The organism is Catenuloplanes japonicus (genome assembly GCF_000717135.1).
Taxonomy (GTDB): Bacteria; Actinomycetota; Actinomycetes; order Mycobacteriales; family Micromonosporaceae; genus Catenuloplanes; species Catenuloplanes japonicus.
Genome location: NZ_JNXY01000033.1, coordinates 38,715 through 64,353, shown reverse-complemented (window position 1 = coordinate 64,353; position 25,639 = coordinate 38,715). Strand labels below are relative to the sequence as shown.

28 protein-coding genes and 1 riboswitch are annotated in these 25,639 nt (G+C 72.0%); of the genes, 7 read left to right on the top strand and 21 right to left on the bottom strand.

Annotated elements, in window-relative coordinates; genetic code table 11:
- Positions 1–102: 102 nt before the first annotated feature.
- Entirely contained in the window at positions 103–1,026 is a 924-nt protein-coding gene (locus OP04_RS37620) for an LLM class F420-dependent oxidoreductase (protein WP_033344735.1), read from the bottom strand.
- A gap of 103 nt (positions 1,027–1,129) precedes the next feature.
- Between OP04_RS37620 and OP04_RS37615 the strand changes: the two genes are divergently transcribed.
- Complete coding sequence (locus OP04_RS37615) at positions 1,130–1,906, top strand: SAM hydrolase/SAM-dependent halogenase family protein (protein ID WP_033344734.1); 777 nt, start codon at positions 1,130–1,132, stop codon at positions 1,904–1,906.
- Between the two features lie 3 nt (positions 1,907–1,909).
- Here OP04_RS37615 and OP04_RS37610 read toward each other — a convergent pair whose 3' ends face one another.
- A complete protein-coding gene (locus OP04_RS37610) occupies positions 1,910–2,881 on the bottom strand; it encodes a hypothetical protein (protein WP_157240891.1) in 972 nt (323 codons plus the stop codon).
- 90 nt (positions 2,882–2,971) lie between these two features.
- On the opposite strand from OP04_RS37610, the gene OP04_RS37605 reads away from it, so the two are divergent.
- Positions 2,972–3,811 (top strand): DNA-formamidopyrimidine glycosylase family protein, encoded by an 840-nt coding sequence (locus tag OP04_RS37605; RefSeq protein WP_033344732.1) that lies wholly within the window; start codon positions 2,972–2,974, stop codon positions 3,809–3,811.
- Here OP04_RS37605 and pspM read toward each other — a convergent pair.
- The 6 genes from pspM to rimO form a co-directional block, all read right to left on the bottom strand.
- Positions 3,741–4,544 (bottom strand): phage shock envelope stress response protein PspM, encoded by an 804-nt coding sequence (pspM, locus tag OP04_RS37600; protein ID WP_033344894.1) that lies wholly within the window; start codon positions 4,542–4,544, stop codon positions 3,741–3,743. The genes OP04_RS37605 and pspM overlap by 71 nt on opposite strands.
- An 8-nt stretch (positions 4,545–4,552) precedes the next feature.
- A complete protein-coding gene (locus tag OP04_RS37595; RefSeq protein WP_033344731.1) occupies positions 4,553–5,422 on the bottom strand; it encodes a PspA/IM30 family protein in 870 nt (289 codons plus the stop codon).
- Between the two features lie 175 nt (positions 5,423–5,597).
- Entirely contained in the window at positions 5,598–6,026 is a 429-nt protein-coding gene (locus OP04_RS37590) for a helix-turn-helix domain-containing protein (protein WP_033344730.1), read from the bottom strand.
- A 404-nt stretch (positions 6,027–6,430) separates the two neighbouring features.
- On the bottom strand, positions 6,431–6,934 hold the full coding sequence (locus OP04_RS37585) for a CinA family protein (protein WP_033344729.1): 504 nt from the start codon (positions 6,932–6,934) through the stop codon (positions 6,431–6,433).
- On the bottom strand, positions 6,927–7,571 hold the full coding sequence (pgsA, locus tag OP04_RS37580; protein WP_408606825.1) for a CDP-diacylglycerol--glycerol-3-phosphate 3-phosphatidyltransferase: 645 nt from the start codon (positions 7,569–7,571) through the stop codon (positions 6,927–6,929). Before pgsA ends, OP04_RS37585 begins: the two co-directional genes overlap by 8 nt.
- Entirely contained in the window at positions 7,568–9,031 is a 1,464-nt protein-coding gene (gene rimO / locus OP04_RS37575) for a 30S ribosomal protein S12 methylthiotransferase RimO (RefSeq protein WP_033344728.1), read from the bottom strand. The genes pgsA and rimO overlap by 4 nt, the downstream gene beginning before the upstream one ends.
- Before the next feature lie 100 nt (positions 9,032–9,131).
- Positions 9,132–9,199, top strand: a riboswitch (guanidine-III (ykkC-III) riboswitch).
- A 15-nt stretch (positions 9,200–9,214) separates the two neighbouring features.
- Here rimO and OP04_RS37570 point away from each other — a divergent pair.
- Genes OP04_RS37570 through OP04_RS37560 form a run of 3 tightly spaced genes read left to right on the top strand, consistent with a single transcriptional unit; the run spans position 9,215 to position 10,718 of the window.
- Entirely contained in the window at positions 9,215–9,529 is a 315-nt protein-coding gene (locus tag OP04_RS37570; RefSeq protein WP_033344727.1) for a DMT family transporter, read from the top strand.
- Positions 9,530–9,560: 31 nt separating this feature from the next.
- Entirely contained in the window at positions 9,561–10,199 is a 639-nt protein-coding gene (locus OP04_RS37565; protein WP_033344726.1) for a helix-turn-helix transcriptional regulator, read from the top strand.
- A 33-nt stretch (positions 10,200–10,232) separates the two neighbouring features.
- Positions 10,233–10,718, top strand: a complete 486-nt coding sequence (locus OP04_RS37560; protein WP_033344725.1) for a DUF3291 domain-containing protein — start codon at positions 10,233–10,235, stop codon at positions 10,716–10,718.
- On the opposite strand, the gene OP04_RS37555 is transcribed toward OP04_RS37560, so the two are convergent.
- Together OP04_RS37555 and OP04_RS37550 are read right to left on the bottom strand one after the other, a co-directional pair.
- The gene (locus OP04_RS37555; RefSeq protein WP_033344724.1) at positions 10,672–13,230 is read right to left on the bottom strand and encodes an FtsK/SpoIIIE family DNA translocase; all 2,559 of its coding nucleotides are present in this window, start codon (positions 13,228–13,230) and stop codon (positions 10,672–10,674) included. The two genes, OP04_RS37560 and OP04_RS37555, sit on opposite strands and share 47 nt — an antisense overlap.
- A 112-nt stretch (positions 13,231–13,342) precedes the next feature.
- Complete coding sequence (locus OP04_RS37550) at positions 13,343–13,777, bottom strand: DUF2784 domain-containing protein (protein ID WP_198154119.1); 435 nt, start codon at positions 13,775–13,777, stop codon at positions 13,343–13,345.
- 47 nt (positions 13,778–13,824) lie between these two features.
- Here OP04_RS37550 and OP04_RS37545 point away from each other — a divergent pair, with 47 nt between their 5' ends.
- Positions 13,825–14,433 carry a response regulator transcription factor gene (locus OP04_RS37545; protein WP_085067102.1) on the top strand — a complete coding sequence of 203 codons (609 nt, stop codon included), beginning with the start codon at positions 13,825–13,827 and terminating at the stop codon, positions 14,431–14,433.
- A 270-nt stretch (positions 14,434–14,703) separates the two neighbouring features.
- Here the strand turns inward: OP04_RS37545 and OP04_RS37540 are convergent, their stop codons facing one another.
- The 9 genes from OP04_RS37540 to OP04_RS37510 form a co-directional block, all read right to left on the bottom strand.
- Complete coding sequence (locus OP04_RS37540) at positions 14,704–16,260, bottom strand: S1 family peptidase (protein WP_033344723.1); 1,557 nt, start codon at positions 16,258–16,260, stop codon at positions 14,704–14,706.
- Between the two features lie 185 nt (positions 16,261–16,445).
- Complete coding sequence (locus OP04_RS52435) at positions 16,446–16,646, bottom strand: DUF397 domain-containing protein (protein ID WP_085067079.1); 201 nt, start codon at positions 16,644–16,646, stop codon at positions 16,446–16,448.
- A 97-nt stretch (positions 16,647–16,743) separates the two neighbouring features.
- Entirely contained in the window at positions 16,744–16,935 is a 192-nt protein-coding gene (locus tag OP04_RS56870) for a DUF397 domain-containing protein (protein WP_408606828.1), read from the bottom strand.
- An 83-nt stretch (positions 16,936–17,018) separates the two neighbouring features.
- The gene (locus tag OP04_RS37535; protein ID WP_051799688.1) at positions 17,019–17,954 is read right to left on the bottom strand and encodes a helix-turn-helix domain-containing protein; all 936 of its coding nucleotides are present in this window, start codon (positions 17,952–17,954) and stop codon (positions 17,019–17,021) included.
- Between the two features lie 43 nt (positions 17,955–17,997).
- The gene (locus OP04_RS37530) at positions 17,998–18,402 is read right to left on the bottom strand and encodes a DUF6232 family protein (RefSeq protein ID WP_033344722.1); all 405 of its coding nucleotides are present in this window, start codon (positions 18,400–18,402) and stop codon (positions 17,998–18,000) included.
- A gap of 194 nt (positions 18,403–18,596) precedes the next feature.
- Positions 18,597–20,279: a ribonuclease J gene (locus OP04_RS37525; RefSeq protein WP_033344721.1), complete on the bottom strand. Its 1,683-nt coding sequence runs from the start codon at positions 20,277–20,279 to the stop codon at positions 18,597–18,599.
- Positions 20,280–20,350: 71 nt separating this feature from the next.
- Complete coding sequence (gene dapA, locus OP04_RS37520) at positions 20,351–21,277, bottom strand: 4-hydroxy-tetrahydrodipicolinate synthase (protein WP_033344720.1); 927 nt, start codon at positions 21,275–21,277, stop codon at positions 20,351–20,353.
- A gap of 165 nt (positions 21,278–21,442) precedes the next feature.
- Positions 21,443–22,195, bottom strand: coding sequence for an FAD-dependent thymidylate synthase (thyX, locus tag OP04_RS37515; protein WP_033344719.1), 753 nt, complete (start codon positions 22,193–22,195; stop codon positions 21,443–21,445).
- Between the two features lie 43 nt (positions 22,196–22,238).
- Positions 22,239–22,775 carry a DUF2752 domain-containing protein gene (locus OP04_RS37510; RefSeq protein ID WP_033344718.1) on the bottom strand — a complete coding sequence of 179 codons (537 nt, stop codon included), beginning with the start codon at positions 22,773–22,775 and terminating at the stop codon, positions 22,239–22,241.
- A 139-nt stretch (positions 22,776–22,914) separates the two neighbouring features.
- Between OP04_RS37510 and OP04_RS37505 the strand changes: the two genes are divergently transcribed.
- On the top strand, positions 22,915–23,571 hold the full coding sequence (locus tag OP04_RS37505; protein ID WP_198154118.1) for a phosphatase PAP2 family protein: 657 nt from the start codon (positions 22,915–22,917) through the stop codon (positions 23,569–23,571).
- Here OP04_RS37505 and OP04_RS37500 read toward each other — a convergent pair.
- Together OP04_RS37500 and OP04_RS37495 are read right to left on the bottom strand one after the other, a co-directional pair.
- Positions 23,480–24,136 carry a response regulator gene (locus tag OP04_RS37500; protein WP_033344717.1) on the bottom strand — a complete coding sequence of 219 codons (657 nt, stop codon included), beginning with the start codon at positions 24,134–24,136 and terminating at the stop codon, positions 23,480–23,482. The genes OP04_RS37505 and OP04_RS37500 overlap by 92 nt on opposite strands.
- Before the next feature lie 10 nt (positions 24,137–24,146).
- Complete coding sequence (locus OP04_RS37495) at positions 24,147–25,601, bottom strand: sensor histidine kinase (protein WP_198154117.1); 1,455 nt, start codon at positions 25,599–25,601, stop codon at positions 24,147–24,149.
- Positions 25,602–25,639 lie beyond the last annotated feature (38 nt).

Below are 25,639 nucleotides of genomic sequence, written 5' to 3'. Positions count from 1 at the left end.
CAGAGATGGCGGGCGGACTTTCAGACACGCTCTTCGTCTGAAAGTCCGCCTGTCATCGCCGGGAGTGGCGGCGAGCCCGGAGGAGCGGAGCGACGACCAGAATCACAGGTGCGGGGCGATCTCTGACGCCACCACGTCCAGGTGGTCCAGGTCGGACAGGTCCAGCGTCTGCAGGAACATCCTGCTCGCGCCCAGCGCCTTGTACTCCTGGATCCGCTCGATCACCTGGTCCGGCGTGCCGACGACGCCGCCGTTCCCGCGCATCTCCTCCACGTCCCGGCCGATCGCGTCCGCCCGGCGCCGCACGTCCGCGTCGTTCTTCCCGACGCACAGCACCACCGCGGCCGACAGCGTCGGCAGCTCGGCCCGGCCGGCCTCCGCGCACGCCGCGCGTACCCTCTCGAAGGCCTTTCCTGCGTCCGGGACCTTCACGAACGCCACGTTGTACTCGGCCGCGTACTTCGCGGCCAGCGCCGGCGTCCGCTTCTTCCCGGAGCCGCCGATGATGATCGGCACCGGCGACTGCACCGGCTTCGGCAGCGCGGGCGAGCCGGTGAGCTGGTAGTGCTTGCCCGCGTAGGAGAACGTCTCGCCGGCCGGCGTCGCCCACAACCCGGTGATGATCTCCAGCTGCTCCTCGTAGCGGTCGAAGCGCTCGCCGACCGGCGGGAACGGGATGCCGTAGGCGGTGTGCTCCGCCTCGAACCAGCCGCTGCCCAGGCCGAACTCGATGCGCCCGCCGCTCATCTCGTCGACCTGCGCGACGCTGACCGCGAGCGGCGCCGGCAGCCGGAACGTCGCGGAGGTGACCAGCGTGCCGAGCCGGATCCGGGACGTCTGCAGCGCGAGGCCGGCCAGCGTCACCCAGGAGTCGGTCGGGCCGGGCTTGCCGGTGCCGCCCATCGAGAGGTAGTGGTCGGAGCGGAAGAACGCGTCGAAGCCGTTCTCCTCGGTACGCTGGGCCACCCGCAACTGATCGGCGTAGCTGGCGCCCTGCTGGGGTTCGGTGAAGATACAGAGCCTCATGCCGACAACTCTGCCATCCGGATTATCCGCGCGTCACACATCCCCGTCGATAACCGCGTTCCGTACTGGGCAGGAAACCGTGCGTAGGGATACGGTGCCATTCATGGCCGGCTACGCATGGATCAGCCTCATCACCGACTACGGTCTCTCGGACGGGTTCGTCGCCTCCTGCCACGGCGTGATCGCCCGCCTGGCGCCCGAGGCCCGGATCATCGACGTCACGCACGCGGTCGCGCCCGGCGACATCCCGCGCGCCGCGTCCGTGCTGGCGCAGACCGTCCCCCACCTGCCGCCCGCGGTGCACGTCGCGGTCGCCGGCCCCGGCGATCGGCGCCCGATCGGTCTGCTCACCCCCGGCGGCGTGCTGCTCGGCCCGGACAACGGCCTGCTCCCCTGGGCCGCGGACGCGCTCGGCGGCATCCGGACCGCGGTGGCGCTGACCCGCACGGACTGGTTCCAGCCCTCCGCCTCCGGCACGCTCCCCGGCCGCGACGTGTTCTCCCCGGTCGCCGCGCGGATCGCCACCGGCGCCGCGCTCACCGACGCCGGCCCGGAGATCCCGGCCACCGGCCTGGTCCGGCTGCCGGACCCGGTGGTCGCGTCCGGCGACGGCTGGCTCGAGGCCGAGGTCACCATGATCGACCGCTTCGGCAACGTCCAGCTCGCCGCGCCCGGCACCGTCATCGGCGACCTGACCGGCACGCTGATGGTCGGCGGCGTCCACGCGGTCCGCGGCGCCACCATCTCCGATGCCCCGCGCGGCGGCCTGGTCGTCTACATCGACTCCGCCGACCGCGTCGCCATAGCCGTCCACGGCGGCCGCGCCGCCGTGGTCCTCTCCGTCGTCCCCGGCGACCTCCTCCGCGTCGCCCGCGGGTAGGTCCTATGGAAGCGGGACGAAGGACAGCCCGCCGAACGCCTCGCCGACCGGTGTCCAGGTAGCCGGGTCGGCCGGATCCGCGAGCGTCAGGCCGTCCAGGATCTGTTCCATCTCGCCCCTGGTCAGACCGCTCTCGCGGTCGGCGAGCATCAGCGTGTACGGCTGCTCGCCGAACGGCTTCCGGCACAGCGTGTACTCCGCGGTGTTCGCACACTCGCGCTCGGCGACCTCCCGGGACGGCAGCCGCAGGATGCCGATCGCCAGCCCGGGGCTCATCGGATCCGTCGCGCCCGCCGCCAGCATGTTGACCCACGACAGCACGGCATGGTCCTTGCCCCACGGGTGGCCGTGGACGACCTGGGTCAGTCCCAGGCCGTCCGGCAGCCGACCGGCACGGAACGGCACGGTCATCTGCGCCGGCGTCTCGCCCGGTACGAACGCCGTCGCGATCGCGGTCAGATCCGCCGTGGTGGCGTCGTACATCCGGACCTCCGCCCAGAGCCCGTCCGCGTACTCCCAGAGCAGCCGGCGCATCTCCGGATCTCCGGCGTAGGAGGTCAGCGCCAGGCCCTCACGGCCGCCGATCACGACGCGCTCGGCGTCGGTGGCGACTCCCCGGTCCGGGCGCCATCCCGGGACGTGCAGCACCAGGTCGCCGGGCTTCCGCGCCTGCCAGACCGCCGCGCGCGCGGTGAGGTCGTCCGGCGGCGGGCCTCCCCGCCACACGGCCGCGGTCGTATAGTCCCGGTAGGCGATGACCGGCTCCCCGACGTAGAACCCCGGCGCCTCGAACGGGGCCGCGAGCACGGGCGCGGGCGGCGGCGCAGGCGCAGCCGGAGAGGGATCGGCCGAGGCCGACGGCGAGGCCGACGGCGCCGCGCGCGTGTCACCGCCCCACCCGATCGCCGCCGCCACACCGAGCGCGATCACCACGCCGGCCGACACCGCCGACGCCACCCACAACCGACGCTCCACCGCGCACCTCCCATTCATTCAGATCAACCTAAACGGGTCCGTGTGCGGGTCTGGGGCGGTTGTCCGGAAACCGTCGGAAACAATGGGGTCATGCCCGAAGGCGACACCGTCTGGAACACCGCCCGCGTCCTCCACCGTGCGCTGGCCGGGCGCGTGCTGACCGCCTCGGACTTCCGGGTTCCGCAGCTGGCGACCGAGTCGCTCACCGGCTGGACCGTGCGCGAATCGGCCGCGCGGGGCAAGCACCTGCTGCTGCGGATGAGCGAGTCCGGCAACGGACCAGCACTGACGCTGCACTCGCACCTGCGGATGGACGGCGCCTGGCGGGTCTACACGACCGGTGAGCGGTGGGCCGGGCGGCCCGCGCACCTGATCCGGGTGGTGCTGCGAACGGCCGAGAGCATCGCGGTCGGCTACCACCTGCACGACCTGGCGCTGATCCCGGGCGAGCGGGAGGACGAGCTGGTCGGGCACCTCGGCCCGGACCTGCTCGGGCCGGACTGGGACGCGGACGAGGCCGTGCGCCGGATCGAGGACGCGCCGGACCGGGAGATCGGCGAGGCGCTGCTCGACCAGCGGAACCTGGCCGGGATCGGCAACCTCTACAAGTGTGAGCTGCTGTTCCTGCGCGGTGTGAACCCGTGGACGCCGGTCCGCGACGTGCCCGACCTGACCGGCATGGCCGCGCTGGCCCAGCGGCTGCTGGCCTCGAACCGCGGACGCTGGCTGCAGACCACCACCGGGTCACTGCGCAAGGCCGAGGCGAACTACGTCTACGGCCGCCGTGCGCAGCCCTGTCGTCGCTGCGGCACCGCGATCGCGAAGCACGCGCCGGACGGGGAGACCGCGGCGGAACGCATCACCTACTGGTGCCCCCGCTGCCAGCCGGGGCCTGGCCCGGCGGGCGCAGCTCGGTCAGCGCGTCCGTGACGCCGCGCAGCAGGTCGGCCGCCTCGGTCAGCCGGGTGGCCGTGCCGGCGTCGCCGAGGTGGGCGCCGGCGCGCGCGTCCTCCGCGACGTAACCGGCCGAGGCCGCGACCAGCGTCTCGTAGGCCGTGACGCCGTCGGTGAGCTGGGTGAGCAGCGTGCGGTGCGCGTCCTGGAGGCCGTCGCGGCCGTCCGGCGGCGCGAACCGCAGCGCACGCTCCACGCCGGCCACCCGGTGTGCCAGGTCGCGCAGCGAATGCTCGGCGGACGCGGCCTCGGGCAGCACGGCCGCGCCGTGGCCGGTGAGCCGCGGCGCGAGGCCGGCGAGCGTGCCCGCGGCCCGGTCGAGGCGCAGCCAGGGGTCGACCGCGGCCGACCCCTTCAGCTCCGCACGGGCGCGGTGGCGGCGCAGCTCCTGGAGGGCGGTGCGCCCGGCCGGGAACTGCTCGACCACCGAGGTGAGCCGCGCCTGCCTGGCAGCGGCGAGCGCGGCAGGAGGCAGCGCGGCCGGGACGGGCTCGGCGTGGTGTCGGCGAAGGTCAGCCCACCGCCAGGCGGCGAGCATGACGGAACCGCCGGCGGCCGCGGCCCACGCGGCGTCCGGGAGGCCGAGTCCCGCGTACGGCGTGAGGACCGCCGCCGCGCCGGTGAACATGCCGCCCAGCACGCTCCACCGGCGTGCGGAGCCGCGCAGCCTGCGCGCCTGCCGCAGGTACCGTGACCGCTCGTCCGCCACCATGGTGATCAGCCCGCGGCGCTCGCGTCGCCGGACTTCTTCTCCCGGGCCATGCTGGCGCGGATCTCGTCCAGCCGGGCCACGTGCGCGGTGCTCTCGGACGGCTTGGCGGCCTCGGCGGCCGGGGTCTGCTGGCCGGTCGCGCCGCCGAGCTGGTTGCCCGACATGCTGGCGCGGATCTGGTCCAGCCGGGACTCGCCGGCCAGGTCGAGCGTCGACTTCTGCACCTCGAGCATGCGGCCCTCGACGGAGTTGGACGCGAGTTCGGCCCGGCCCATCGCGGTCGCATAGCGCTTCTCGATCTTCTCGCGGACCTCGTCGAGCGACGGCGTGTTGCCGGGCGCCTGGAGCGACGACATCGACTCCAGCGACTTGGCCACGGTCTCCTGCATCTTGGCCTGCTCGAGCTGGCTGAGCAGCTTGGTCTGCTCGGCGAGCCGCTGCCGGAGGATCATGGCGTTGTTCTCCACGGCCTGCCGGGCCTGCCCTGCGGCGGCCAGCGACTGGTCGTGGAGCGTCTTGGTGTCCTCCATCGTCTGCTCGGCGGAGACCAGCTCGGTGGCGAGCGTCTGCGCGGTGCTCTCGTACTTCTGCGCCTCCGCCTCGTCGCCCTCGGCCCGCTTGCGGTCGGCCAGCACGAGCGCCTGGCGCGCCATGCCCTGGAGCCGCTCGACCTCGGACATCTGCCGGGAGAGCTTCATCTCCAGCTGACGCTGGTTGCCGATCACGGCCGCGGCCTGCTGGACCAGTCGCTGGTGCTGGCGCTGGGCCTCTTCGATCGCCTGCTGAATCTGCACCTTGGGATCGGCATATTCATCGATCTTGGCGCCGAACAGCGCTAAAAAGTATCGCCAGCTCTTGACGAACGGGTTCGCCATATCGCGCTATCCCCTCGGTGAACGTCTCGCGCCGCGGAACACGGCATGGTCTCCATCGTGGCAGGTGAAAACCAGCCCGTCATGCGACCTCGGGGGGATATCAGGGTGCCCCCGATCCCACGACATTACGCCTGGCATCCAAGCGGAAACCAGGCGTGGGGTCGGACGGGAAGAATCAGGCGGCGTAGATCACGTCGCGGCCGCGGTCGCCCGGACGGGGCTTGCGGGTCGCGCGGAGCGTGGCCTTGAGCGGCGTGTCCTGCCGGACCGAGACGGAGACGTCCCCCTCGGCGTGGACCTTGCGGATCGCGTGCTCCTCGGACGGCGCCTTCGCCTCGTCCTGCACGGGAACCAGCACGCCCTGCATCTGCTCGGCCAGCATCAGCGTGTCGCTGACCTCGCGGAGCACCTCGGAGAGCTGTGCGCCGAGCGCATCGCAGATGGCGGCCAGCAGCTCACTGGACGCTTCCTTCTGCCCGCGCTCGATCTCGGAGAGATATCCGAGGCTCATGTTGGCCGCGGTCGACACCTCGCGCAGGGTCCGGTGCTGTCCCTGTCGGCGCGCACGAAGTGCATCACCGATCACCCGGCGTAGCAGGACCATCGCACCTCCTCCTGCGAGGGCCGCCGGCAAGCGCCGGAAGCCTTCCCGCAACCGTACCCGTTGGTCGTGGCAGCTGACAGCTCACCCCGCCGCCGAACCATCGGCCCCACCCCGGAGGGTGAGAGCGCGGCGACCCCAGTCTACGGAGCGCCGCCACCGGTTTCCGGCCTGCGGGGACAACCACCCACGAAAATCCCCAACCACCGAAAATCAGAGATCATTCCCGGGTACGCGCAGCGTGTGCCACCTGCGTGCGGAGGCGGATCGCCCGTGCGGCAGTCATCCCCGGCAATGCCCCCGCACCGCGCGGCGGCCGTGGCGAACCGCGTCCGTGCGATCACCGGCCGTGCCGTCCCGTTCGCTACAAGCGTGATCGCGACACCACCCTTGACGCCGGGCCCGCGCTATGCGGTGCCACTCTGCAGCACGCCGACCTTCAACCGGTCGGCCAGCAGCCGCAGCACCTCGGCGACCGTGGCCGCCCGGATCGCGGCCCGGTCGCCGCCCAGATCGAGCCGCCGCACCTCGGTGCCGCCCGGCCCGGCCACGGCCACGTAGACCAGCCCGACGGGCAGACCGCCCTGCGGGTCCGGCCCGGCCACGCCGGTGGTCGCCACTGCCCAGTCCGCACCGCACCGGGCCCGCGCGCCCTCGGCCAGCGCGGCCGCCACGTCCGGATCGACCGGTCCGCGCTCGGCCAGCAGCGGCGCGGAGACGCCGGCCAGCGTCGCCTTGAGCTCGGTCGCGTAGACCACCAGGCCGCCGCGGAAGACCGCGCTCGCGCCGGGCACGTCGACCAGCGTGGCCGAGACCAGGCCGCCGGTGAGCGACTCGGCCGCCGCCACGGTCTGACCCGCGCCGGCCAGCCCGTGGATCACCGCGGCGGCGACGGACGCACCATCAGGCACCCAGGTCCCCTTCCCGGACGGCCGCGCCCGCGCGGGCGGGCTCGCGCGGGGTGTCGCGCAGCCGGACGGCCTGCCGCACGTAGTCCACCCCGGTGATCACGGTGACCGCGACCGCGGCCCACATGACCCACTCCGCGATCGTATCCATCCAGCCGGGGAGCGGGCAGAGGTACAGCACGATGGCGAGCGTCTGCAGCGCGGTCTTCAGCTTGCCGCCGCGGCTGGCCGCGATCACGCCGTACCGGATGACCCAGAGGCGCAGCAGTGTGATGCCCCACTCGCGGACCAGGATCACGCCGGTGGCCCACCACGGGAGCAGGCCGTAGAGCGAGAACAGCACGAGCGCGGCGCCGGTCAGCGCCTTGTCCGCGATCGGGTCGGCGACCTTGCCGAGCTTGGTGACGTAGCCGAACCGGCGGGCCACCCAGCCGTCCACGAAGTCGGTCAGCGACGCGATCACGAAGACCGCGCAGGCCAGCGCCTGGAGCAGTGACTCGTCGAACTCGGACCACACCACCAGCACCACGAACACCGGCACCAGTACGAGCCGGAGCAGCGTCAGGATGTTGGCGGGGTTGTGGATCGCCGCCTCAGGTGGTTCCGCGGCGGTCGGCGTCGGGTCACCCGACGACATCACCGTGCGGCCGCCGCGGAGATCATCTCGATCGGCACCGCCACCAGATCCACGCCCTCGGTCCCGGTCACGGTCGCGCGGACCAGGTCACCCGGCCGCAGCGCGCCCACGTCCACACCCTGGTCGCCCGCGACCAGCATCGTCGAGCCGTCGACCTCGGGCGCCTGGTGGTGCGAGCGGCCCTCGACCTCGCCGTGCTCGATCGTGTCGACCAGCACCTCGACCGTGGAGCCGATCCGCTCCTCGGCGCGCTGGTTGACCAGCTCGTCCACGAGCGCGACGACCTCGTCGTACCGCTTCTTGATCGTGTTCTTGCGGACCTTGCCGGTCAGGCCGGCGGCCTCGGTGCCGTCCTCGTCGCTGTAGTCGAACACACCGACCGCGTCCAGCCGGGCCTCGGTGAGGAAGCGCATCAGCTCGTCCACGTCCGCCTTCGTCTCGCCGGGGAAGCCGACGATGAAGTTGCTGCGCGCGCCCGCCTCCGGGGAGAGCTTCCGCGCGGACGCCAGCAGCTCCAGGAAGCGCTCGGTGGAGCCGAACCGGCGCATCCGGCGCAGCACCGGCTCGCTGGAGTGCTGGAACGACAGGTCGAAGTAGGGCGCGACGCCGGGCGTGGTGGCGATCGCCTCGACCAGGCCGGGGCGGGTCTCGGCCGGCTGCAGGTAGCTGACCCGGACACGCACGATGCCGGAGACGGCCGCCAGCTGGGGCAGCAGCTTCTCCAGCAGGCGCGGGTCGCCGAGGTCCTTGCCGTACGACGTCGAGTTCTCGCTCACCAGGACCAGCTCGCGGACGCCGGTGCCAGCCAGCCACTCGGCCTCGGCCAGCAGCTCGTCCGGCCTACGGGAGACGAACGCGCCACGGAACGCCGGGATCGCACAGAACGCGCACTTGCGGTCGCAGCCGCTGGCCAGCTTGAGCGAGGCCACCGGCCCCTTCTCCAGGCGGTGGCGCAGGATCGGGCGCAGGTGCGCGGGCGTGGCCGCGTCGACCACGGAGTGGCCGGGGACCACGACCGAGGTGTCCCGGCGCGCGACCGGCGTGATCGGCAGCAGCTCGCGGCGGTCACGCGGCGTGTGCGAGCCGACCTGCTCGCCGGCCAGCACCGCGTTGAGCCGCGCGGAGATGTCCGGGTAGTCGTCGAAGCCGAGCACCGCGTGCGCCTCGGGGAGGCTGTCGGCGAGCTGCTTGCCGTAGCGCTCGGACATGCAGCCGGCCGCGACGACCTTGGCGCCGGTCTCGTGCGCGGCGAGCAGCGTGTCGATGGAGTCCTGTTTCGCCTTCTCCACGAAGCCGCAGGTGTTGACCAGGACGACGTCCGCGTTCTCCGCGTCCGTGCCGACCTGCCAGCCCTCCGCATCGAGACGGGCGGCCAGCTCCTCGGAGTCGACCTCGTTACGGGCGCAGCCCAGCGTGAGCAGGGCGACGCGCTGGCCGGGGGCAGAAGGCGTTACAGACACCACCCGAGGGTACCGGCATGTCCGCCGATACCTCGAAGTCGCCCGGTGAGGTCGGCCACCGGGGGTGGCTTCCGCGTGCGGTCGTTGCTACTTTCGGTGACGTGGTGCCCGCACATCTGCGGTCATCCCGGACGAGTGCGGTCGTACCCGGTTCTGCGAAGACGGCCGCTGGACAGGTGACTCGTCATGGCATGGGCAGTTCTCGTCGTCTCCGGCATCCTCGAAACGGTCTGGGCGATCGCGCTCGAGAAGAGCCACGGATTCACCCGCCCGATCCCCTCCGCGGTCTTCGGTGTCGCGCTCGTGCTCAGCATGGCCGGCCTCGGCTACGCGCTGCGCACGATCCCGGTCGGCACCGGTTACGCGGTCTGGGTGGGCATCGGCGCGGTCGGCACCGCGATCGTCGGCATGACCGTGCTGGGCGAGTCCGCCTCGCTGCCCCGCATCCTCTGCCTGATGCTGGTGATCTGCGGCGTGGCCGGGCTCAAGTTCTTCCACTAAGACCAATATTCGTTGGTAATACGATGGCGCGATGGACGACACCGGCCTGAACGCCGTCTCCACGCTCGCCGACCGGGTGCGCCGCGCCGCCTACCGCGAGGTGGCCTCCGCGGGCGGCGCACCGGTCGGGCGGGACGATGTCGCGGCCTCGCTCGGCATCGGCCGCACGCTCGCCGCCCACCACCTGGACAAACTGGTGGACGCGGGTCTGCTGGAGGTCACCTACGCGCGCCGGTCCGGCCGCACCGGGCCGGGCGCGGGCCGTCCGGCGAAGCTCTACCGGGTAGCGGCCGACGCCGAGCACGAGGTGAGCCTGCCGCCGCGCACCTACCGGACCGCGGCGGAACTGCTGGCCGAGGCGGTGGAGCGGACCGGCGCGGAGGTGGCGCTGTTCGACGTGGCCCGCACACACGGCCGCGCGACACGGACCCCGTCGGCGGAGGTGGCGGACCGGCTGGAGGCGCACGGCTATCTGCCGGTGGAGGCGGACGGGCGGATCGAGCTGCGCAACTGCCCGTACCACCGGCTGGCCGAGCAGTTCCCGCCGCTGATCTGCGGCATGAGCCTGGCGACGGTCGAAGGACTGGTGGAGGACACGGCGTGGTCGGCGCGGATGGATCCGGCGCCGGGGCGGTGCTGCGTGACGCTCTCTAAAAACAAAACTGATTGACACTAGAAGACTACGTCTGGTGAGCTACCGGGCATGGCGACCTTTCACCTCGCACATTTCAACGCCGCCCGCCTGCGCGCACCGCTGGACGACCCGGCCACCGCCGGGTTCGTCGCCGGGCTCGACCCGATCAACGCGCTGGCCGATCGCTCCCCGGGGTTCGTCTGGCGACTCGCCGAGGAAGGGGCCACAGTCACGCCCGTGGACGACGTCATCGCCACGCTGTCGGTCTGGGAGTCGCTGGAGGCGCTGCGCGCGTTCACCTACCAGAGCGAGCACCTCGACTACGTGCGCCGGCGGCGGGACTGGTTCGTCCCGCTCGGCTACCGCGCCTCGCTGGTCCTCTGGTGGATCCCGGCCGGCACGCTCCCCACGCCGCAGGAGGGCGTGACCCGGCTGCGCAGGCTGGGCGAGCACGGCCCGACGGCGGAGGCGTTCACGTTCCGTGCACCGTTCCCGGCGCCGGACGAGGTCACGGGCGCAGCGCCGCCATCGCCTCTTCCAGCTCGTCCGGCTTGATCAGCACGTCGCGGGCCTTGGAGCCCTCGGACGGGCCGACGATGCCGCGCGACTCCATCAGGTCCATCAGGCGACCCGCCTTGGCGAAGCCGACGCGCAGCTTGCGCTGCAGCATCGACGTGGAGCCGAACTGGCTGGTCACCACCAGCTCGATCGCCTGGAGCAGCAGGTCGAGGTCGTCGCCGACCTCCTCGTCGATCTGCTTGCGCGGGTCCGCGACCGCCTCGGTCACGTGCTCGCGGAACTCCGGCTCGCGCTGCTCCTTGCAGAAGTTCACCACCGCGGCGATCTCCGCCTCGGTGATCCACGCGCCCTGGATGCGGGTCGGCTTCGACGCGCCCATCGGCAGGAACAGGCCGTCGCCGCGGCCGAGCAGCTTCTCCGCGCCCGGCTGGTCCAGGATGACCCGCGAGTCCGCCAGCGACGAGGTGGCGAACGCGAGCCGGGACGGCACATTCGCCTTGATCAGGCCGGTGACCACGTCCACGGACGGGCGCTGGGTGGCCAGCACCAGGTGGATGCCGGCCGCGCGGGCCAGCTGGGTGATGCGCACGATCGAGTCCTCGACGTCGCGCGGCGCCACCATCATCAGGTCGGCCAGCTCGTCCACGATCACGAGCAGATAGGGGTACGGCTTCAGCTCGCGCTCCACGCCGGGCGGCGCCTTGATCTCGCCGCTGCGCACCTTGCGATTGAAGTCGTCGATGTGCCGGACGCCGTTCGCCGCCAGGTCGTCGTAGCGCATGTCCATCTCGCCGACGACCCACTCCAGCGCGGTCGACGCCTTCTTCGGGTCCGTGACGATCGGCGTGACCAGGTGCGGGATGCCCTCGTAGGAGGTCATCTCCACGCGCTTCGGGTCGATCAGCAGCAGCCGCACCTCGTCCGGCGTCGCGCGGGTCAGGATCGACACCAGCAGCGAGTTCAGGCAGGAGGACTTGCCGGCGCCGGTCGCGCCCGCGATCAGGATGTGCGGCATCTTGGCCAGGTTCGCCACGACGAAGCCGCCCTCGATGTCCTTGCCGAGCGCGGCCAGCATCGGGTGCTGGTCCGAGGTGGCGTTGTAGGACCGCAGCACGTCGCCGAGCGCCACGTTCTCCGGGTCCGTGTTCGGGATCTCCACGCCGACCGCGGACTTGCCCGGGATCGGGCTCAGGATCCGCACGTCCGCGGACTTCACGGCGTAGGCGATGTTCCGCGACAGCTGGGTGATCCGCTCGACCTTCACGCCGCGGCCCAGCTCGACCGCGTACCGCGTGACGGTCGGGCCCCGGGTGAAGCCGGTGACCTCCGCGTCCACGCCGAACTGGTCGAACACGCCCTCCAGCGCTTCGGTGATCTCCTCGTTCGCCCGGCTGGCCTTCTTCGCGGCCGCGCCCTCCACCAGCAGGCTCGGCGGCGGCAGCTTGTAGTCGCCCTCGATCGCGGTGATGGCCAGCTGCTCGGCCCGGGTCGGCGGCGGCGCGTCCGAGTGCGCCGGCGCGACCCGGCGACCGGACGCCTTCTTCGTCTTGGTGATCTTCGGGAGCGCGACCGTCTCCTGCAGATCGTCCATCAGGTCGTCGAAGTCGTCCCCCGGCGGCGGGGGCGGCGGCACGTCGTCGTCCGGCGGCGGCGAGTCCGCATGACCGGCGGCCTTGCGACGGGCGGCACGGCGGCGCGCGGGCCGTGGCGCCTCCTCCTCGTCCTCGTCGTCGTCCAGATCCTCGTCGTCGTCGAGGTCGTGGCGGGCGCGGTTGCCGAGCGGCCGGCCCGCGAACGCCTCGACCAGGTCGCCGAGCCGCTCCGGGATCTTGTTGATCGGCGTGGCCGTGACCACCAGGACACCGAAGAGCAGGAGCAGGACCAGCAGCGGTACGGCCACCCACGGCGTCACGGCCGCGACCAGCAGCGAACCCACGCCGTAGCCGATCAGGCCGCCGGCGAAGTCGAGCTGCGCGTCGCTGACCGGGCGCTGGGCCACGTGCAGCAGGCCGTCGCCGGCCACGATGATCGCGGTCCAGCCGACCAGCCCGCTGCCCCGGTGCTCCGGGTCGGACGGCTCGCGCATCAGCCGGATCGCGTTGTAGAACAGCAGCAACGGGATCGCTATCGCGACCGCGCCGAAGAAGAGCCGGATCGTGTCCGCCAGCCAGGCGCCGACCGGGCCCGCCGACTCGAACCAGACCGCGACCGCGATCACGATCGCCAGGCCGAGCATGAGGAAGCCGGTGCCGTCGCGGCGGTGCGCCGGGTTCAGATCGCGGGCGCTGGACGCGCCGCGACCGACCTGCCGCACGCTCCAGCCGACCGCGCCGGCCGTGGCCATCCACAGCGCGCCGAGCGAGCCGGCCGCGAACGCGAGCGGGTTGACGCTGCTCTTCCGCTTGGCGCGGGCCCGGGGTGCGGGCTGACGCTTCCGCGGGGTGGCGGCGCGGGCACGGGACTGGGCCGGCGTGCGCGACGAGGAGGACGTGCCCGTCCGCGCCGCGGGAGTGGTCCGCCGCTTAGCCGGAGAGGAACGACCTGCCATGATGCCACGGTAACGGCGACGCGCCGGGAAGGCCTGTCTATCGGGGGCGTGTCACCGGGATCGAGATCTCACTCTCACCGATATGTCGGGGCTTGGCCGGAAATGTTCGCGCTCACGGGCGTACCCCCGTCGGCATGTGCTCCTGATCTTTCCGCGCGCGGCGGCGGCGCAGCACGACCGCGTAACCGGCCCAGGACACGCCGACCGCCAGCCCGAGGATGATCCGCGCGGCCCACACCTGGTCCTCCGGGTAGATCACGCCGGCCAGGTAGCGGTCGATGAAGCCGGCGTCGGAGACGGCCTGACCGGCGCGGCCGCGCGCCCAGTGCTCCAGAGTGGTCAGCGGGCAGGTCAGCGACGCGGCCACCACCAGCACGCCCCACACGGCGGTGAGCAGGTGCAACCAGATCGTCCGCGGCCAGCGCCAGGCGAGGAAGCCGCCGACCGCGAGGTATGCCAGGAAGGCGAAATGCAGCGTGAGCACCACGGTCACCAACGCCTCGTAGACCACGGAGACCACGGTAACCCGCCCCCTGACATCCGTCATGGGTCCGGCATGACGTGTGCCCGCGGGGCGCGGGCGCGATCGACGGCATGGAGACGAACGAGGGACCGGCGGTACGACTGAGCGGGCTGACGAAGCGGTTCGGGCCGGTGACCGCCGTCGACGGACTCGACCTGACGATCGGGCGCGGTGACGAGGTGGTCGAGGCCGCCCGGCGCACCCGGCCGGACGTGGCGCTGCTCGACGTGGAGATGCCGGGCCTGGACGGGATCGCGGCCACGGCCGCGCTCAGGGCCGCGGTACCGGGCTGCCGGGTGCTGGTGGTGACCACGTTCGGGCGTCCGGGCTACCTGCGGCGGGCCATCCAGGCCGGTGCGGGCGGGTTCGTCGTCAAGGACACCCCGGCCCGGCAGCTCGCGGACGCGGTCCGCCGGGTCGCGGCCGGCATGCGTGTGGTCGACCCGACGCCGGCGGCGGAGGCGCCGGTCACCGGCGACAGTCCGCTCACCCCGCGCGAGACCGACGTGATCCACGCGGCCCGGGACGGCGGCACGGTCGCGGACCTGGCGGCCGGCCTGAACCTCTCCGAGGGCACCGTCCGCAACCACCTGTCCTCGGCGATCGGCAAGACCGGCGCCCGCACCCGCGCCGAGGCGGTCCGCCTGTCCGTCGAGAACGGCTGGCTCCCACCGGACTGACCGGCGCCGCCGCGGGCAGTCCGGCCCGATCGCCCCGGCGGCATTACACGCCGGCCGGCGGCCCGGTGCCGGTCGGACGGCTCTTTCGGCACCACGGCGAAACCGGCAGGGAGGAGCGCCGGCGACGACCGGTGCCCGCGGGAGCAACGCTGCCGGGCCACGCCGGAAGCGGGAAGATGAACTGGATTTTGATCTGGAAAGCAGAGATCGGTGTGGGGCGGCTGACCCGTTGACCGCCCCACACCGACGTTTCTGTGCCGCGCCCGCCTGCTAGTTCACCGCGAACTGCAGGGAGAAGTCGCCGGAGCCGGCGGCCGAGGCGACGCGGTAGCGGTAGTTGCCCGCGGTGCCGGAGAAGGTGAGCGTCTCCGAACCGGCGTCCGTCGCGGCGCGGGCCACGGTGACCCAGCGGCCGCCGTTGACCTGCTGCTGGAGGTACAGGTCGAAGTCGGCGCCCTCGGGGGCGGTGAGGCAGGCGGCGTGCGTGCCGGCCGGGGCGCGGAAGCGGACCGCGTCACGGCGCTGGCCGGGACGGTTCAGCGTGCCGTCGCGGGTGACACTGCCGGCGGCGTCGCAGCCGACCGCGTCGGCCGGCGGCGTGCTGGGCTCGCCCGGCGTCGCGGGCGGGCTGGCCGGCGGGGTGCCGCCTCCGCCGCTGCCGCCGGTGACCAGCGTGAGGTTGTTCTTCTCCAGGATCTCGGCGATCGGCTGGAAGAACGTGGTGCCGCCGACCGTGCAGTCGCCGGAGCCGCCCGAGGTGACGCCCTGGGCCTGGTTGCCGGAGATGAACGATCCGCCGGAGTCGCCCGGCTCGGCGCAGACGCTGGTCCGGGTGAGGCCGGTGACCGTGCCCTCGGCGTAGTTGACCGTGGCGTTGAGCGCCTCGACCTCGCCGCAGTGCAGGCCGGTGGTGGAGCCGGAGCGGCAGATGGACGAGCCGACCGGGGCCACCTCGGCGCCGGCGACCGGGAGCACGCCGCCGTTGTAGTCGTTGACCGTGGCGGTCGGCGTCCAGTCCGCGTTCGTCAGCACGACCGCGAAGTCGTCGCCGGGGAACGAGGACGCGCTGAACCGGCCCTGGGGCGCGCCGTTGACGCCGTTGGTGCCGGCGCCCTCCTGGCCGCAGTGACCGGCGGTGACGAAGCCGCCCTCGACCGCGAAGCCGATCGAGCAGCGGGCGTTGCCGATGGTGTACGCGTCGCCGCCGACCAGGTCGAACAGCGGCTTCGGGGCCTCGTCGCTGCGCTCGACGCGCACCGCGGCCGCGTCGACGCCGCTGGCGGCCGCGAACTCCTTGGCGGCGCCCTCCGCGTCCGCGACGTCGGCGCGGGCGAGCAGCACGACGGTGTTGGCGGCCGGGTCGATGTACCAGCCGGGGATCGACTCGGAGGCCTTGTCCGAGTTGGTGTCCAGCGCGGCCTTCACGGCGTCCAGCGTGGCGGAGCTGTTCTTGACGATCTTCGGCTCGGCGCCGGCCTTCCGTACCTGGTCGGCCAGCGCCTGATCGGTCACCGCGATCGTGAGCGTCGCCGCGTCGTCGGTCAGCCACGCGCCGGCCCAGGAGGTGCCGGCGGCGGCCTTGACGGTACGGACCGCGGCCGCGGCCTCCCGCTCCGCGGCGAGGCGGTCGGTGGCCTGCTCGGTGGTCAGGTTGAAGTCGCGGGAGAGCGCGGCGAGCACCTCGGGCTCGGCGAACGCGCGGTCGACGGCCACCTCGCCCGGCTCCTCGCGCGTCACCGTGCCGGCGAGCGCGGGGAAGGTGAGCGCGACAGTGGCTCCCGCCGTGGCGATCACCGCTGCCGTGGTGATTGCTCGTCTTCGATCCATCCGTCTTCTCCTTACCTGACTCCCCCGCCGGAACGCCGATGCGACGTCGGACGGAAGTACGGGGATGGTGTCAGATTTGGATTAAAGGATCGATCGTGGCTAAAGTCACCCTCCGTTCGGTGAACGATATGCGGCCGTGATGCGTATAGGGGTCGGTTGATCCGCTCGACTTCGCGCTATAGAGATCAACAAACCTTGGTCAACTTGCGCCGGCGCGCCTCCGTCAGGAACACCCGCCACGCCTCCCCGGAGAAGATCAGCACGGCGCCCGCGGCATCCCGCACCCACACGCCGCCGCCGACGGAGGCCACCTCCAGACATGCCGCGGTGTCACACCGCCTGCTCTTACGCCATTCCGGCCGACGCCCTCGGTCGACAGCTTCCATCTCGAACCTCCCATCAACAACACCGAATGTAATCAATGGGCTACTAAAAGCAATAGAGCGCGCCCGAAATCAGGCACGCTCCATTGCCGGGATATTGCTACCGCGCAAATTTCTCCTGCTTCACAAAATCCGTGAACGACCTCCATTGCGCGGTGGGAATCCGGAGATACGGACCCTCAGGATTCTTGCCGTCGCGCAATCCCACCCCACCATCCGGGAGGCCGCGTACTTCTACACAGGCAGACGTGTCACAGTAGGAACTCGTGAACCACGAGAATTGAGAAATCATTTCCATTTCCTCCTCGATCATCTGGAGATGGCCGAGGACATTCTCCATTCCGGCGTGCCATGCCGGTGTCCGGAGTCAATTTTTCACCATGGCGAGTCGCCCGTGCCGGGCCCCGGATCGGCCAGCCGGGCACGGCTCCGGCCGATCAGTGCCCTGAGCTCCGCCATCCGGGCCTCGATGAGCCGCGCCGAGATGTCGGGGGCGAAACTGCGCCCCCAGACCTGCTCGTAGATCTCGCGCCAGCGCCGGATGTCCTTGATCGAGTGGCCGAAGGAGTCCGTCTGCCAGCCGCTCTCCCGGTAGAGGAAGACGTCCTCCTCATCGCCGAGCTCCAGGATCGTGAACGATCCGAGCATGGCGGGAATCGCCCCCTCCGGAAACGGGACGATCCGGACCGAGATGGCCTGCCGCCGGATCAGGTCCAGGAGGAATTCCAGCTGATCCGCGAAGATCGAGGGCCCGCCGATGTCGCGATGCAGCACGGACTCGTCCAGGACCAGCAGATATCTCGGCGGATCGGGCGCGCCGAACAAACCCTCACGGCGGCGGGCCCGCAACTCCACCCGCACCTTCATATCCTCCTCGGGGACCGCCCGCGACCAGAATCGCTGGATCCAGCCGGCATAGTCCGCGGTCTGCAGAATTCCCGGAACCAGCGTGGCCTGGAAGACGCGAATGGCGGTGGCCTCGCTCTCGAACTGCAGAAGTTGCAGCATGGCGGGGGTCAGGTGGTCGCGGTACTCCGGGCGGGTCCACCAGCGCTGCCGCCGCGACGCCTTCGCGTCCTCCACCAGCTGGTCGACGCGGCGGGGGTCGCGCACGTCCAGCAGCGCGAGCGCGGCGCGCAGGTCCGTGGTGGAGACGGACACGTCGCCGCTCTCGATCCGCTGCACCTTCGACAGGGACCACTCGAGCGCCTCCGCCACCTGCGACTGCGTCAGCCCCTGGCGCTGCCGCGCGTGGCGCAGCGCCAGCCGCACCCGGCGACGGGCGACCGCGGGCGGGTCCTGGGCGGTCATGCCAGCCGCACGGCTGGTAGGAGCACCGCAGTCTGCACCGGTCTCAGCTCTCGCCGAACGCGCGGGCCCGCGCCAGCGCCCGCCGGACCCGCCCGAACTCGCGCGCGTCCGAGGACTCGTAGAGCGTCACCGGCATGCTCCGGTAGACCGCCCGCAGCGACCACGGCCGGGGCCGGATCCGCAGGCAGGCGCCGCCGAGCACGGCACAGGCCGCGCCGAGCGCGACCGCGGTGGCCCAGCCGTTCACCAGATGCATCAGGCGGGCCGCGGCCACGGCGGCGAGCAGCGCACCCCCGCCGGCCAGATGCAACCGGTGCGCCGGCGGCAGCGTGCGCGGCGGATGGACGATGTGAATGCCGGTCAGCTCGTCGAGCTCATAGGACCGGCCCGAGGTACGGAACGTGCGGTCGCTGATGTCGAGCCCGGCGCCGCGATAGAACACGGTCATGGTGGTGCCTCCCCCCAACCGGCACCCGGCCTGTGCGAACGCCGGGTGCCGATCGTCCCCCCAGGTGGTTCCCCCGCTGCCGTCGAGTAGAACAGCTACCCACCGTGATCGTCATACGTCTATCTGCGGTATGGCAAATAGCGGAAAGCAAAACGGCCGGTGCGTCGTACGCACCGGCCGTTTCGAGGAGAACGTCAGACTTCGACGACGTTCGGCACGATCATCGGGCGGCGGCGGTACGCCTCGTTCACCCAGCGCCCCACCACACGGCGCACGATCTGCTGGAGCTGGTGCGGGTCGGTGATGCCGTCACCCGCGGCCCGGTTCAACGCGTCCGTGATCAGCGGCAGCACCGGGTTGAACGCCTCCGTGTTCTCGGAGAAGCCCTTCGCCGAGATCGCCGGGCCGCCGACCACCTTGCCGGTCACGGAGTCGACCACCACGGTCGCGGCGATGAAGCCGCCGTCGCCCAGGATCTTCCGCTCGGTGAGCAGCGACTCGCTGACGTCGCCGACCGCGAGGCCGTCCACGTAGACGTAGCGGTTCTGCGCGTGGCCGACCACCCGCGCCCGGCCGTCGATCAGGTCGACGATGTCGCCGTCCTCCGCGAGGACCACGTGCTCGGGCTTGATGCCGGACTCGATGCCGAGGCGGGCGTGCGCACGCAGGTGCCGCCACTCGCCGTGCACCGGCATCAGGTTGCGCGGCTTGACCACGTTGAGCAGGTAGAGCAGCTCACCGGCGGGCGAGTGCCCGGAGACGTGGACGCGCGCGACCTCCTTGTGGATCACGGTCGCACCGGCCCGGGAGAGCCGGTTGATCACCCGGTAGACCGAGGTCTCGTTGCCCGGCACCAGCGAGCTGGCCAGCACGATGGTGTCGCCGGGCGCGACCGTGACGTGCCGGTGGTCGCCGGTCGCCATCCGGCCGAGCGCGCTCATCGGCTCGCCCTGCGAACCGGTGGACATGAGCACGATCTCGTCCGGCGGGAGCGCCATCGCCTCGTCCATGCCGACGACCAGGCCGGGCTTGATGTGCAGCAGGCCGAGGTCGCGGGCGATCCCCATGTTGCGCACCATCGAGCGGCCGATGAACGCGACCTTGCGCTCGTGCTCGTACGCCGCGTCGAGCACCTGCTGGACGCGGTGCACGTGCGAGGCGAAGCTGGCCACGATGATGCGGCCGGTCGCCTTGCCGAAGATCGCGTCGATGACCGGCCCGATCTCCCGTTCCGGGGAGACGAAGCCGGGGATCTCCGCGTTCGTCGAGTCGGAGAGCAGCAGGTCGACGCCCTCGGCGCCGAGCCGCGCGAACCCGGCCAGGTCGGTGATCCGGCCGTCCAGCGGCAGCTGGTCCATCTTGAAGTCGCCGGTGTGCAGCACGGTGCCGGCCGGTGTCTTGATCGCGACCGCGAGCGCGTCCGGGATCGAGTGGTTCACCGCGAAGAACTCGCACTCGAACGGCCCGAGCTTCTCGCTCCGGCCCTCCTTGACGGTCAGCGTGTACGGATCGATGCGCCGCTCTGCCAGCTTCGCCTCGACCAGCGCCAGCGTGAACTGCGATCCGACGAGCGGAATGTCCTTCTTGTGGGCGAGCAGGTACGGCACCGCGCCGATGTGGTCCTCGTGCCCGTGGGTGAGCACGATGGCCTGCACGTCGGCGAGCCGGTCCAGGATCGGCGTGAAGTCCGGCAGGATCAGGTCCACGCCGGGCTGGTCGACGTCGGGGAAGAGAACCCCGCAGTCGACTATGAGCAGCTTCCCGTCGTACTCGAACACGGTCATGTTGCGGCCGATCGCGCCCAGCCCGCCCAGCGGAAGCACCCGCAGAGCGCCCTTGGGCAGCGGCGGGACGTGAACGGCGGTTTCCTCGCTCACACCGCCACCGCCCGGTGCCGGGCGGTGGACAGGGTTGTACGTTGCGTCATGCAATCACCTCGGTGCGTTAATCATGCCGTCAGCTCGACGCCGGCGGCCAGGCAATCGGCGCGTAGCTGCGCCGTCTCGTCCTCGGTGGCATCCACCAGCGGCGATCGCACCGGCCCGGCCGGGAGGCCCTGGGCGTTGAGCCCGGCCTTGACCAGAATGGTGCCCGCGGTGCGGAAGATGCCGGTGTAGATCGGCAGCAACTGCCGGTGCAGCCGGAGCGCCTCGGCGACGTCACCGCGCTCGTAGGCCGCGATCAGGTCCTGGGTCTGCGCGCCCACGAAGTGCGTCGACGTGCCGACCACGCCGGCCGCGCCGATCGACAGATAGGGCAGCGTCGCCGCGTCCTCACCGCTGTAGAACGCCAGATCGGTCCGGGCCAGCACGTCGGAGGCGGCCGCGAGGTCCTGCTTCGCGTCCTTGACCGCCACGATGTTCGGGTGCGCGGCCACGCGGACCAGCGTCTCGGTCGCGATCGGTATGCCGGTGCGGTGCGGGATGTCGTAGAGCATCACCGGCAGCGCGGTCGCCTCGGCCACGGTGGTGAAGTGGCGGACCAGACCGGCCTGCGGCGGCTTGTTGTAGTACGGCGTCACGACCAGCAGGCCGTCCGCGCCGGCCTTCTCGGCGGTGCGGGCCAGCTCCACGGTGTGCGCGGTGTCGTTCGTGCCGACGCCGGCGATGATCCGGGCGCGGTCGCCGATCGCCTCGCGCACGAGCCGGATCAGCGTCTCCTTCTCCGCCTCGGTCGTGGTCGGCGACTCGCCGCCGGTGCCGCTGAGCACCAGCGCGTCGTTGCGCTGCACGTCGACCAGGTGCGCGGCGAGCTGCTGCGCGCCGTCCGCGTCGAGCGAACCGTCCGGGCGGAACGGCGTCACCATGGCCGTGATAACTCGTCCGAATGGCCGCCGGGCGTCGGACCCGCGGGCGGCACTCTGGTCGTGCGTCATGCACACAACCTAGCGGACGGCCGCCGACCGGCCTTAAGCCCTCGACGCCTCCGGGCCCCGGCCCGCACGTCTTTTTTCAACCATCGAGGGTACGGGAGAGCGCTTCTTTCGCCCGGCCGCCGCCCCGGCCACAAACCGTGAGGCCGGGGCGCCTCGAAAAAATCTCTACGAGCGTTCCGCGTGCGGGCTGGCCGCGACCTCGGTGCCGTCCGCCAGCTTGCTGATGGTGAAGTCACCGAACACGTTCGGCACCGTGGCGGTCAGCCGGCGCAGGCACTCGACGGCCAGCTCCCGGATCTCCACGTCCGCGTGCTCGGTGGCGCGCAGCGCGATGAAGTGCCGCCACGCCCGGTAGTTGCCGGTCACCACGATGCGGGTCTCGGTCGCGTTCGGCAGGATCGCACGCGCGGCCTGACGGGCCTGCTTGCGGCGCAGCGTCGGGCTCTCCACGTCGGCGAACTTCGCCTCCAGGCCCTCCAGCAGCTCGTTGTAGGCGACCAGGCTGGCGTCGGCCGCCTTCTCGAACATCGCGTTCAGCTCCGCGTCGTCCTTGATCGCATCGGGCACGACGAACGCGGCGTCGCGCTCCGGGACGTACCGCTGGGAGAGCTGCGAGTAGGAGAAGTGGCGGTGCCGGATCAGCTCGTGGGTGAGCGACCGGGAGATCCCGCTGAAGTAGAAGCTGACCGAACCGTGCTCCAGCACGGAGAAGTGCCCGGTCTCCAGGATGTGCTCCAGGTAGCCCGCGTTCGTGGCGGTCTTCGGGTTCGGCTTCTTCCACGACTGGTAGCACGCGCGGCCCGCGAACTCGGCGAGCGCCGCCCCGCCCTCGGCGTCCGTCGACCACGGAACATCCGCCGGAGGCTCAAAATGCGTCCACGCGATCAGCTGAACCTGCTGCGGCACGATCTGCGCCATGTGACCCCCTCGGTTCCCAAAAATCCGACCGAGCCTAGCCGGTCTAGACGAAGAACCAGGTGAAGGGCTCCCAGGGGAGATTTCTCAGCACGGAGAAGACCCCCCAGGCCGCCAGGAACCAGATCAGCGACCGCGACGACGGCTCCCAGCTGGGCAGACGCCAGCCGAACCAGGCCTTCCCGGCCCAGGCGACGTAGAGGTACGCGATGAACGGGACCACGAACAGCAGCAGCGCGTGGTGCCGGGCCGCGGCCGGGAGGTCGCCGTGCAGCATGTACCACGCCGCGCGCGTGCCGCCGCACCCCGGGCAGTCGAAGCCGGTGAGGTATTTGACCAGGCAGGTGGGCTGCGCGGACGCGTCGGCGGCGGCCGGATCGGCCCACAGCACGTAACCGGACGCGGTGGCCACACAGCCGAGCACGCCGAGCGGGGCCAGCCAGCGCGGCGTCCGGCTGTAGATCGCCCAGTAGAACCGGGTCAGCCGGTCCGGCTGCGGCGGCACGTAACCGGGCGGATAGGCGGGGTAGGGCGGATAGTCCTCGACGGGCGTCGCACTCGCCTGGGGCGGCTCGCCGGTCATGCCTGTCTCCCTGTCTCACCCGGCACTCACGCCGGACCGGTCAAACCTACAACGGCGCCGCGACCCCTGACGAAAGTCGGGGGTGGGTCCTGACCGTCGTGCGATGGCCGCGGGCGTCCGGATGACTACGGTCGGAGTGGTGTTTACCGACAGAATTCCCGATGTTCCCGACATTTCCGGCGATTGGTATCTGGAGGTGGTCGCGCTCGCCGGGCGTACCCCCGTGGCGCTCCAGATCTTCATGAAACACTTCACCGAGCTCGGCCTGATCGGCCTCGCAGCCGCGTTCCTGCTGCTGGTGGCACGTGCCTGGCGCGGGCGGCCGCGGACCGCCGCGCTCGCGCCGATCGGCGTCGCCGGGGTGCTGACCGCCTACGGGCTGAGCGAGTGGGCCAAGACCTACCTGGACGCGGATCGGCCGTGCCGCACGTTCCCCGACGTGCGGATCATCGCGGCCGAGTGCCCGCCGGCCGGCGACTGGTCCTTCCCGAGCAACCACGCCACGGTCTCGGGCGCGCTGTGCGCCGCGATCCTGCTGCTGTCCTGGCGGTGGGGCCTCGCGGCGCTGCCGGTCGGCGCGCTGGTCGCGTTCTCCCGGGTGTTCGTCGGCGTGCACTACCCGCACGACGTGCTGGCAGGCTTCCCGTTCGGCGCCTGGGTGGTCGGCGTGCTCGCGCTCCTGCTGGTCCTGCCGGTCACCGCGCTCATCCGTCGTCGCCGGTCAGACCCGCCTGGTACGCCAGCAGCGCCGCCTGCACACGATTCCGTACGCCCAGCCGGTCCAGGATCGCGCTGACGTGCGCCTTCACCGTGCCCTCGACCAGGTGCAGGCGCGCGGCGATCTCCGCGTTGGACAGGCCCGCGCCGAGCAGGCCGAGCACCTCACGCTCGCGGGCGGTCAGCGCGGACACCCGCCGCCGGGCCGCCGCGCCGCGCGTCAGGTCGCCGCCGACCCTGGTGATCATGCGCCGGGCGACGGCCGGTGACAGGTAGGCGCCGCCCTCCGCCACCGCGCGGACGCCGGTGATCAGGTCACGCGGGTCGCCGGTCTTCAGCACGAAGCCGCTCGCGCCCTCGCCGAGCGCGCGGGCCACCAGATCGTCCTCGGAGAACGTGGTGAGCATCATGACCGCGGCCGACGGCACAGCCCGGCGGATCTCGGCGGCGGCGCCCAGTCCGTCCAGCACGGGCATGCGGATGTCCAGCAGCGCGACGTCCGGGCGGTGCAGCCGGGCCAGCCCGACCGCCTCACGGCCGTTCCCGGCCTCCGCGACGATCTCGACGGCCGCGTCCTGGGTGAGAATCGCCCGGCATCCGGCTCGGATCATCGGCTCGTCGTCCGCGAGCAGCACCCTGATCACGTATCACCCCTCATTCCGGTGGCAGGACGTCCTTCGCGACCAGCGACCCGTCGCGGAAGCAGAGCCGGTAGACGTCGAACGGCCGCGGGACCGGGCCGGCCGAGGAACGGTAGTACTCACAGTCGGTCCCGGCCGGCCCGGCCCGCTCCCGGCGCTCCGGGACCTGGCGGGCGGGCAGCAGGCCGGCCAGGTCCACGCGGGCGGCGCCGAGCGGGAGCGCGCGGAACTGGGCCGGAGCGAGCCGGGAGGTGCCGCTGTCGTAGGCGTAGAGCGCCATCAGCGTGCCCACCACGGCCAGGACGAGCGCGGCGGGGGCGCCGACCGCGAGTGTGCGGCCGCGGCCGGTGCGGTGGCGCAGGGCGGTCGCCGGGTTCCCGCGCGGCGGCTCCCCGGCCTCCGTCGGCCCCGGGCGGCCCGGCGGCCCGGCGTGGCCGGACAGGTGGGCGACGACCTCGAAGCCGCCGTCCGGTGCCGGCCCGGCGCGCAGGCCGCCCACCCGCTCTCGCAGTCCGGCAAGCCCGCTGCCGGCGCCGGAGGCCGGGGCGGTCCGAGCCGGCGGCGGCGCGTTCCGGACAACCACGGAATCACGGCGGAGCAGAACCTCGACGGGCGCGCCGGGCGCGTGCTTGGCCGCGTTGGTCAGTGCCTCCCGCACCACCACGTAGGCCGCCTCGTAGTCCCCCGGTTCGTCCTCGATCGACAGCGTGACCGCCACCCCCGCGTCGGCGGCACGCACGATCAGATCCTCGACACGCCGCTCCGGATCCTCCGCCCAGAGCAGTCCGACGATCTCCGCGAGTCGCTCCGCCGCCGTGCTCACGCCCGCCCGGACCTCGGACGCGGCCGCCCGCTGCCGGGGATCGAGGTCCGCCGCCAGTTCCAGCGCCCCCGCGTGCAGCGCGATCAGGCTCAGCTCGTGACCGAGCGAGTCGTGCATCTCGCGCGCGATCCGCGCCCGCTCGGCCGCGCGGGCCCTGGCGGACACCAGGTGACGCTCGCGTTCCAGCCGGTCGGCGCGGTCCCAGCCGGACTGCTCCAGCTCACCGCGCAACCGCTGGTAGCCCCCGGCCAGCATCGGCGCGACCCCGCACACCACCACGACCACGATCCAGAGCAGCCAGGTGTACGGCCCGGCGCCCTGCGACACCACGATCCGGACACCGGCCACCACCGCGAGGGCGAACCCGGCGGCGACCGCGGGGGCGCGCCGATCCCCGGGACCGGGGGCCGGCGCACGGAGGCCGGCCTGCCAGAAGAGAATCATCACCGCGGGCAGGAGGCGCCAGTCGGCCGCGCTGACCGCGAGCACGACCAGCGCGGTGATCAGTGGATACCGGCGTCCGGCCACGAGTGCCACCGCGATCACGCCGCACGCGGCCGGCGTCGCCCAGGGGAACGGCTCGGGCAGCAGCGCCAGCGGCACACCGGCGGCCGACCACGCGCCGACCCGCATCACCCATCTCATTCCGGGCAGCGTATCCATCGAGAGCCGACGACGGAGCA

Bases quoted from the DNA above. Each gene is read 5' to 3' on its own strand.
- OP04_RS37620 (WP_033344735.1), bottom strand. From the start codon at position 1,026: ATGAGGCTCTGTATCTTCACCGAACCCCAGCAGGGCGCCAGCTACGCC.
- OP04_RS37615 (WP_033344734.1), top strand. From the start codon at position 1,130: ATGGCCGGCTACGCATGGATCAGCCTCATCACCGACTACGGTCTCTCG.
- OP04_RS37605 (WP_033344732.1), top strand. From the start codon at position 2,972: ATGCCCGAAGGCGACACCGTCTGGAACACCGCCCGCGTCCTCCACCGT.
- OP04_RS37595 (WP_033344731.1), bottom strand. From the start codon at position 5,422: ATGGCGAACCCGTTCGTCAAGAGCTGGCGATACTTTTTAGCGCTGTTC.
- OP04_RS37590 (WP_033344730.1), bottom strand. From the start codon at position 6,026: ATGGTCCTGCTACGCCGGGTGATCGGTGATGCACTTCGTGCGCGCCGA.
- OP04_RS37570 (WP_033344727.1), top strand. From the start codon at position 9,215: ATGGCATGGGCAGTTCTCGTCGTCTCCGGCATCCTCGAAACGGTCTGG.
- OP04_RS37565 (WP_033344726.1), top strand. From the start codon at position 9,561: ATGGACGACACCGGCCTGAACGCCGTCTCCACGCTCGCCGACCGGGTG.
- OP04_RS37560 (WP_033344725.1), top strand. From the start codon at position 10,233: ATGGCGACCTTTCACCTCGCACATTTCAACGCCGCCCGCCTGCGCGCA.
- OP04_RS37555 (WP_033344724.1), bottom strand. From the start codon at position 13,230: ATGGCAGGTCGTTCCTCTCCGGCTAAGCGGCGGACCACTCCCGCGGCG.
- OP04_RS37550 (WP_198154119.1), bottom strand. From the start codon at position 13,777: ATGACGGATGTCAGGGGGCGGGTTACCGTGGTCTCCGTGGTCTACGAG.
- OP04_RS37545 (WP_085067102.1), top strand. From the start codon at position 13,825: ATGGAGACGAACGAGGGACCGGCGGTACGACTGAGCGGGCTGACGAAG.
- OP04_RS37540 (WP_033344723.1), bottom strand. From the start codon at position 16,260: ATGGATCGAAGACGAGCAATCACCACGGCAGCGGTGATCGCCACGGCG.
- OP04_RS52435 (WP_085067079.1), bottom strand. From the start codon at position 16,646: ATGGAAGCTGTCGACCGAGGGCGTCGGCCGGAATGGCGTAAGAGCAGG.
- OP04_RS56870 (WP_408606828.1), bottom strand. From the start codon at position 16,935: ATGATTTCTCAATTCTCGTGGTTCACGAGTTCCTACTGTGACACGTCT.
- OP04_RS37535 (WP_051799688.1), bottom strand. From the start codon at position 17,954: ATGACCGCCCAGGACCCGCCCGCGGTCGCCCGTCGCCGGGTGCGGCTG.
- OP04_RS37530 (WP_033344722.1), bottom strand. From the start codon at position 18,402: ATGACCGTGTTCTATCGCGGCGCCGGGCTCGACATCAGCGACCGCACG.
- dapA (WP_033344720.1), bottom strand. From the start codon at position 21,277: ATGACGCACGACCAGAGTGCCGCCCGCGGGTCCGACGCCCGGCGGCCA.
- thyX (WP_033344719.1), bottom strand. From the start codon at position 22,195: ATGGCGCAGATCGTGCCGCAGCAGGTTCAGCTGATCGCGTGGACGCAT.
- OP04_RS37510 (WP_033344718.1), bottom strand. From the start codon at position 22,775: ATGACCGGCGAGCCGCCCCAGGCGAGTGCGACGCCCGTCGAGGACTAT.
- OP04_RS37495 (WP_198154117.1), bottom strand. From the start codon at position 25,601: ATGAGATGGGTGATGCGGGTCGGCGCGTGGTCGGCCGCCGGTGTGCCG.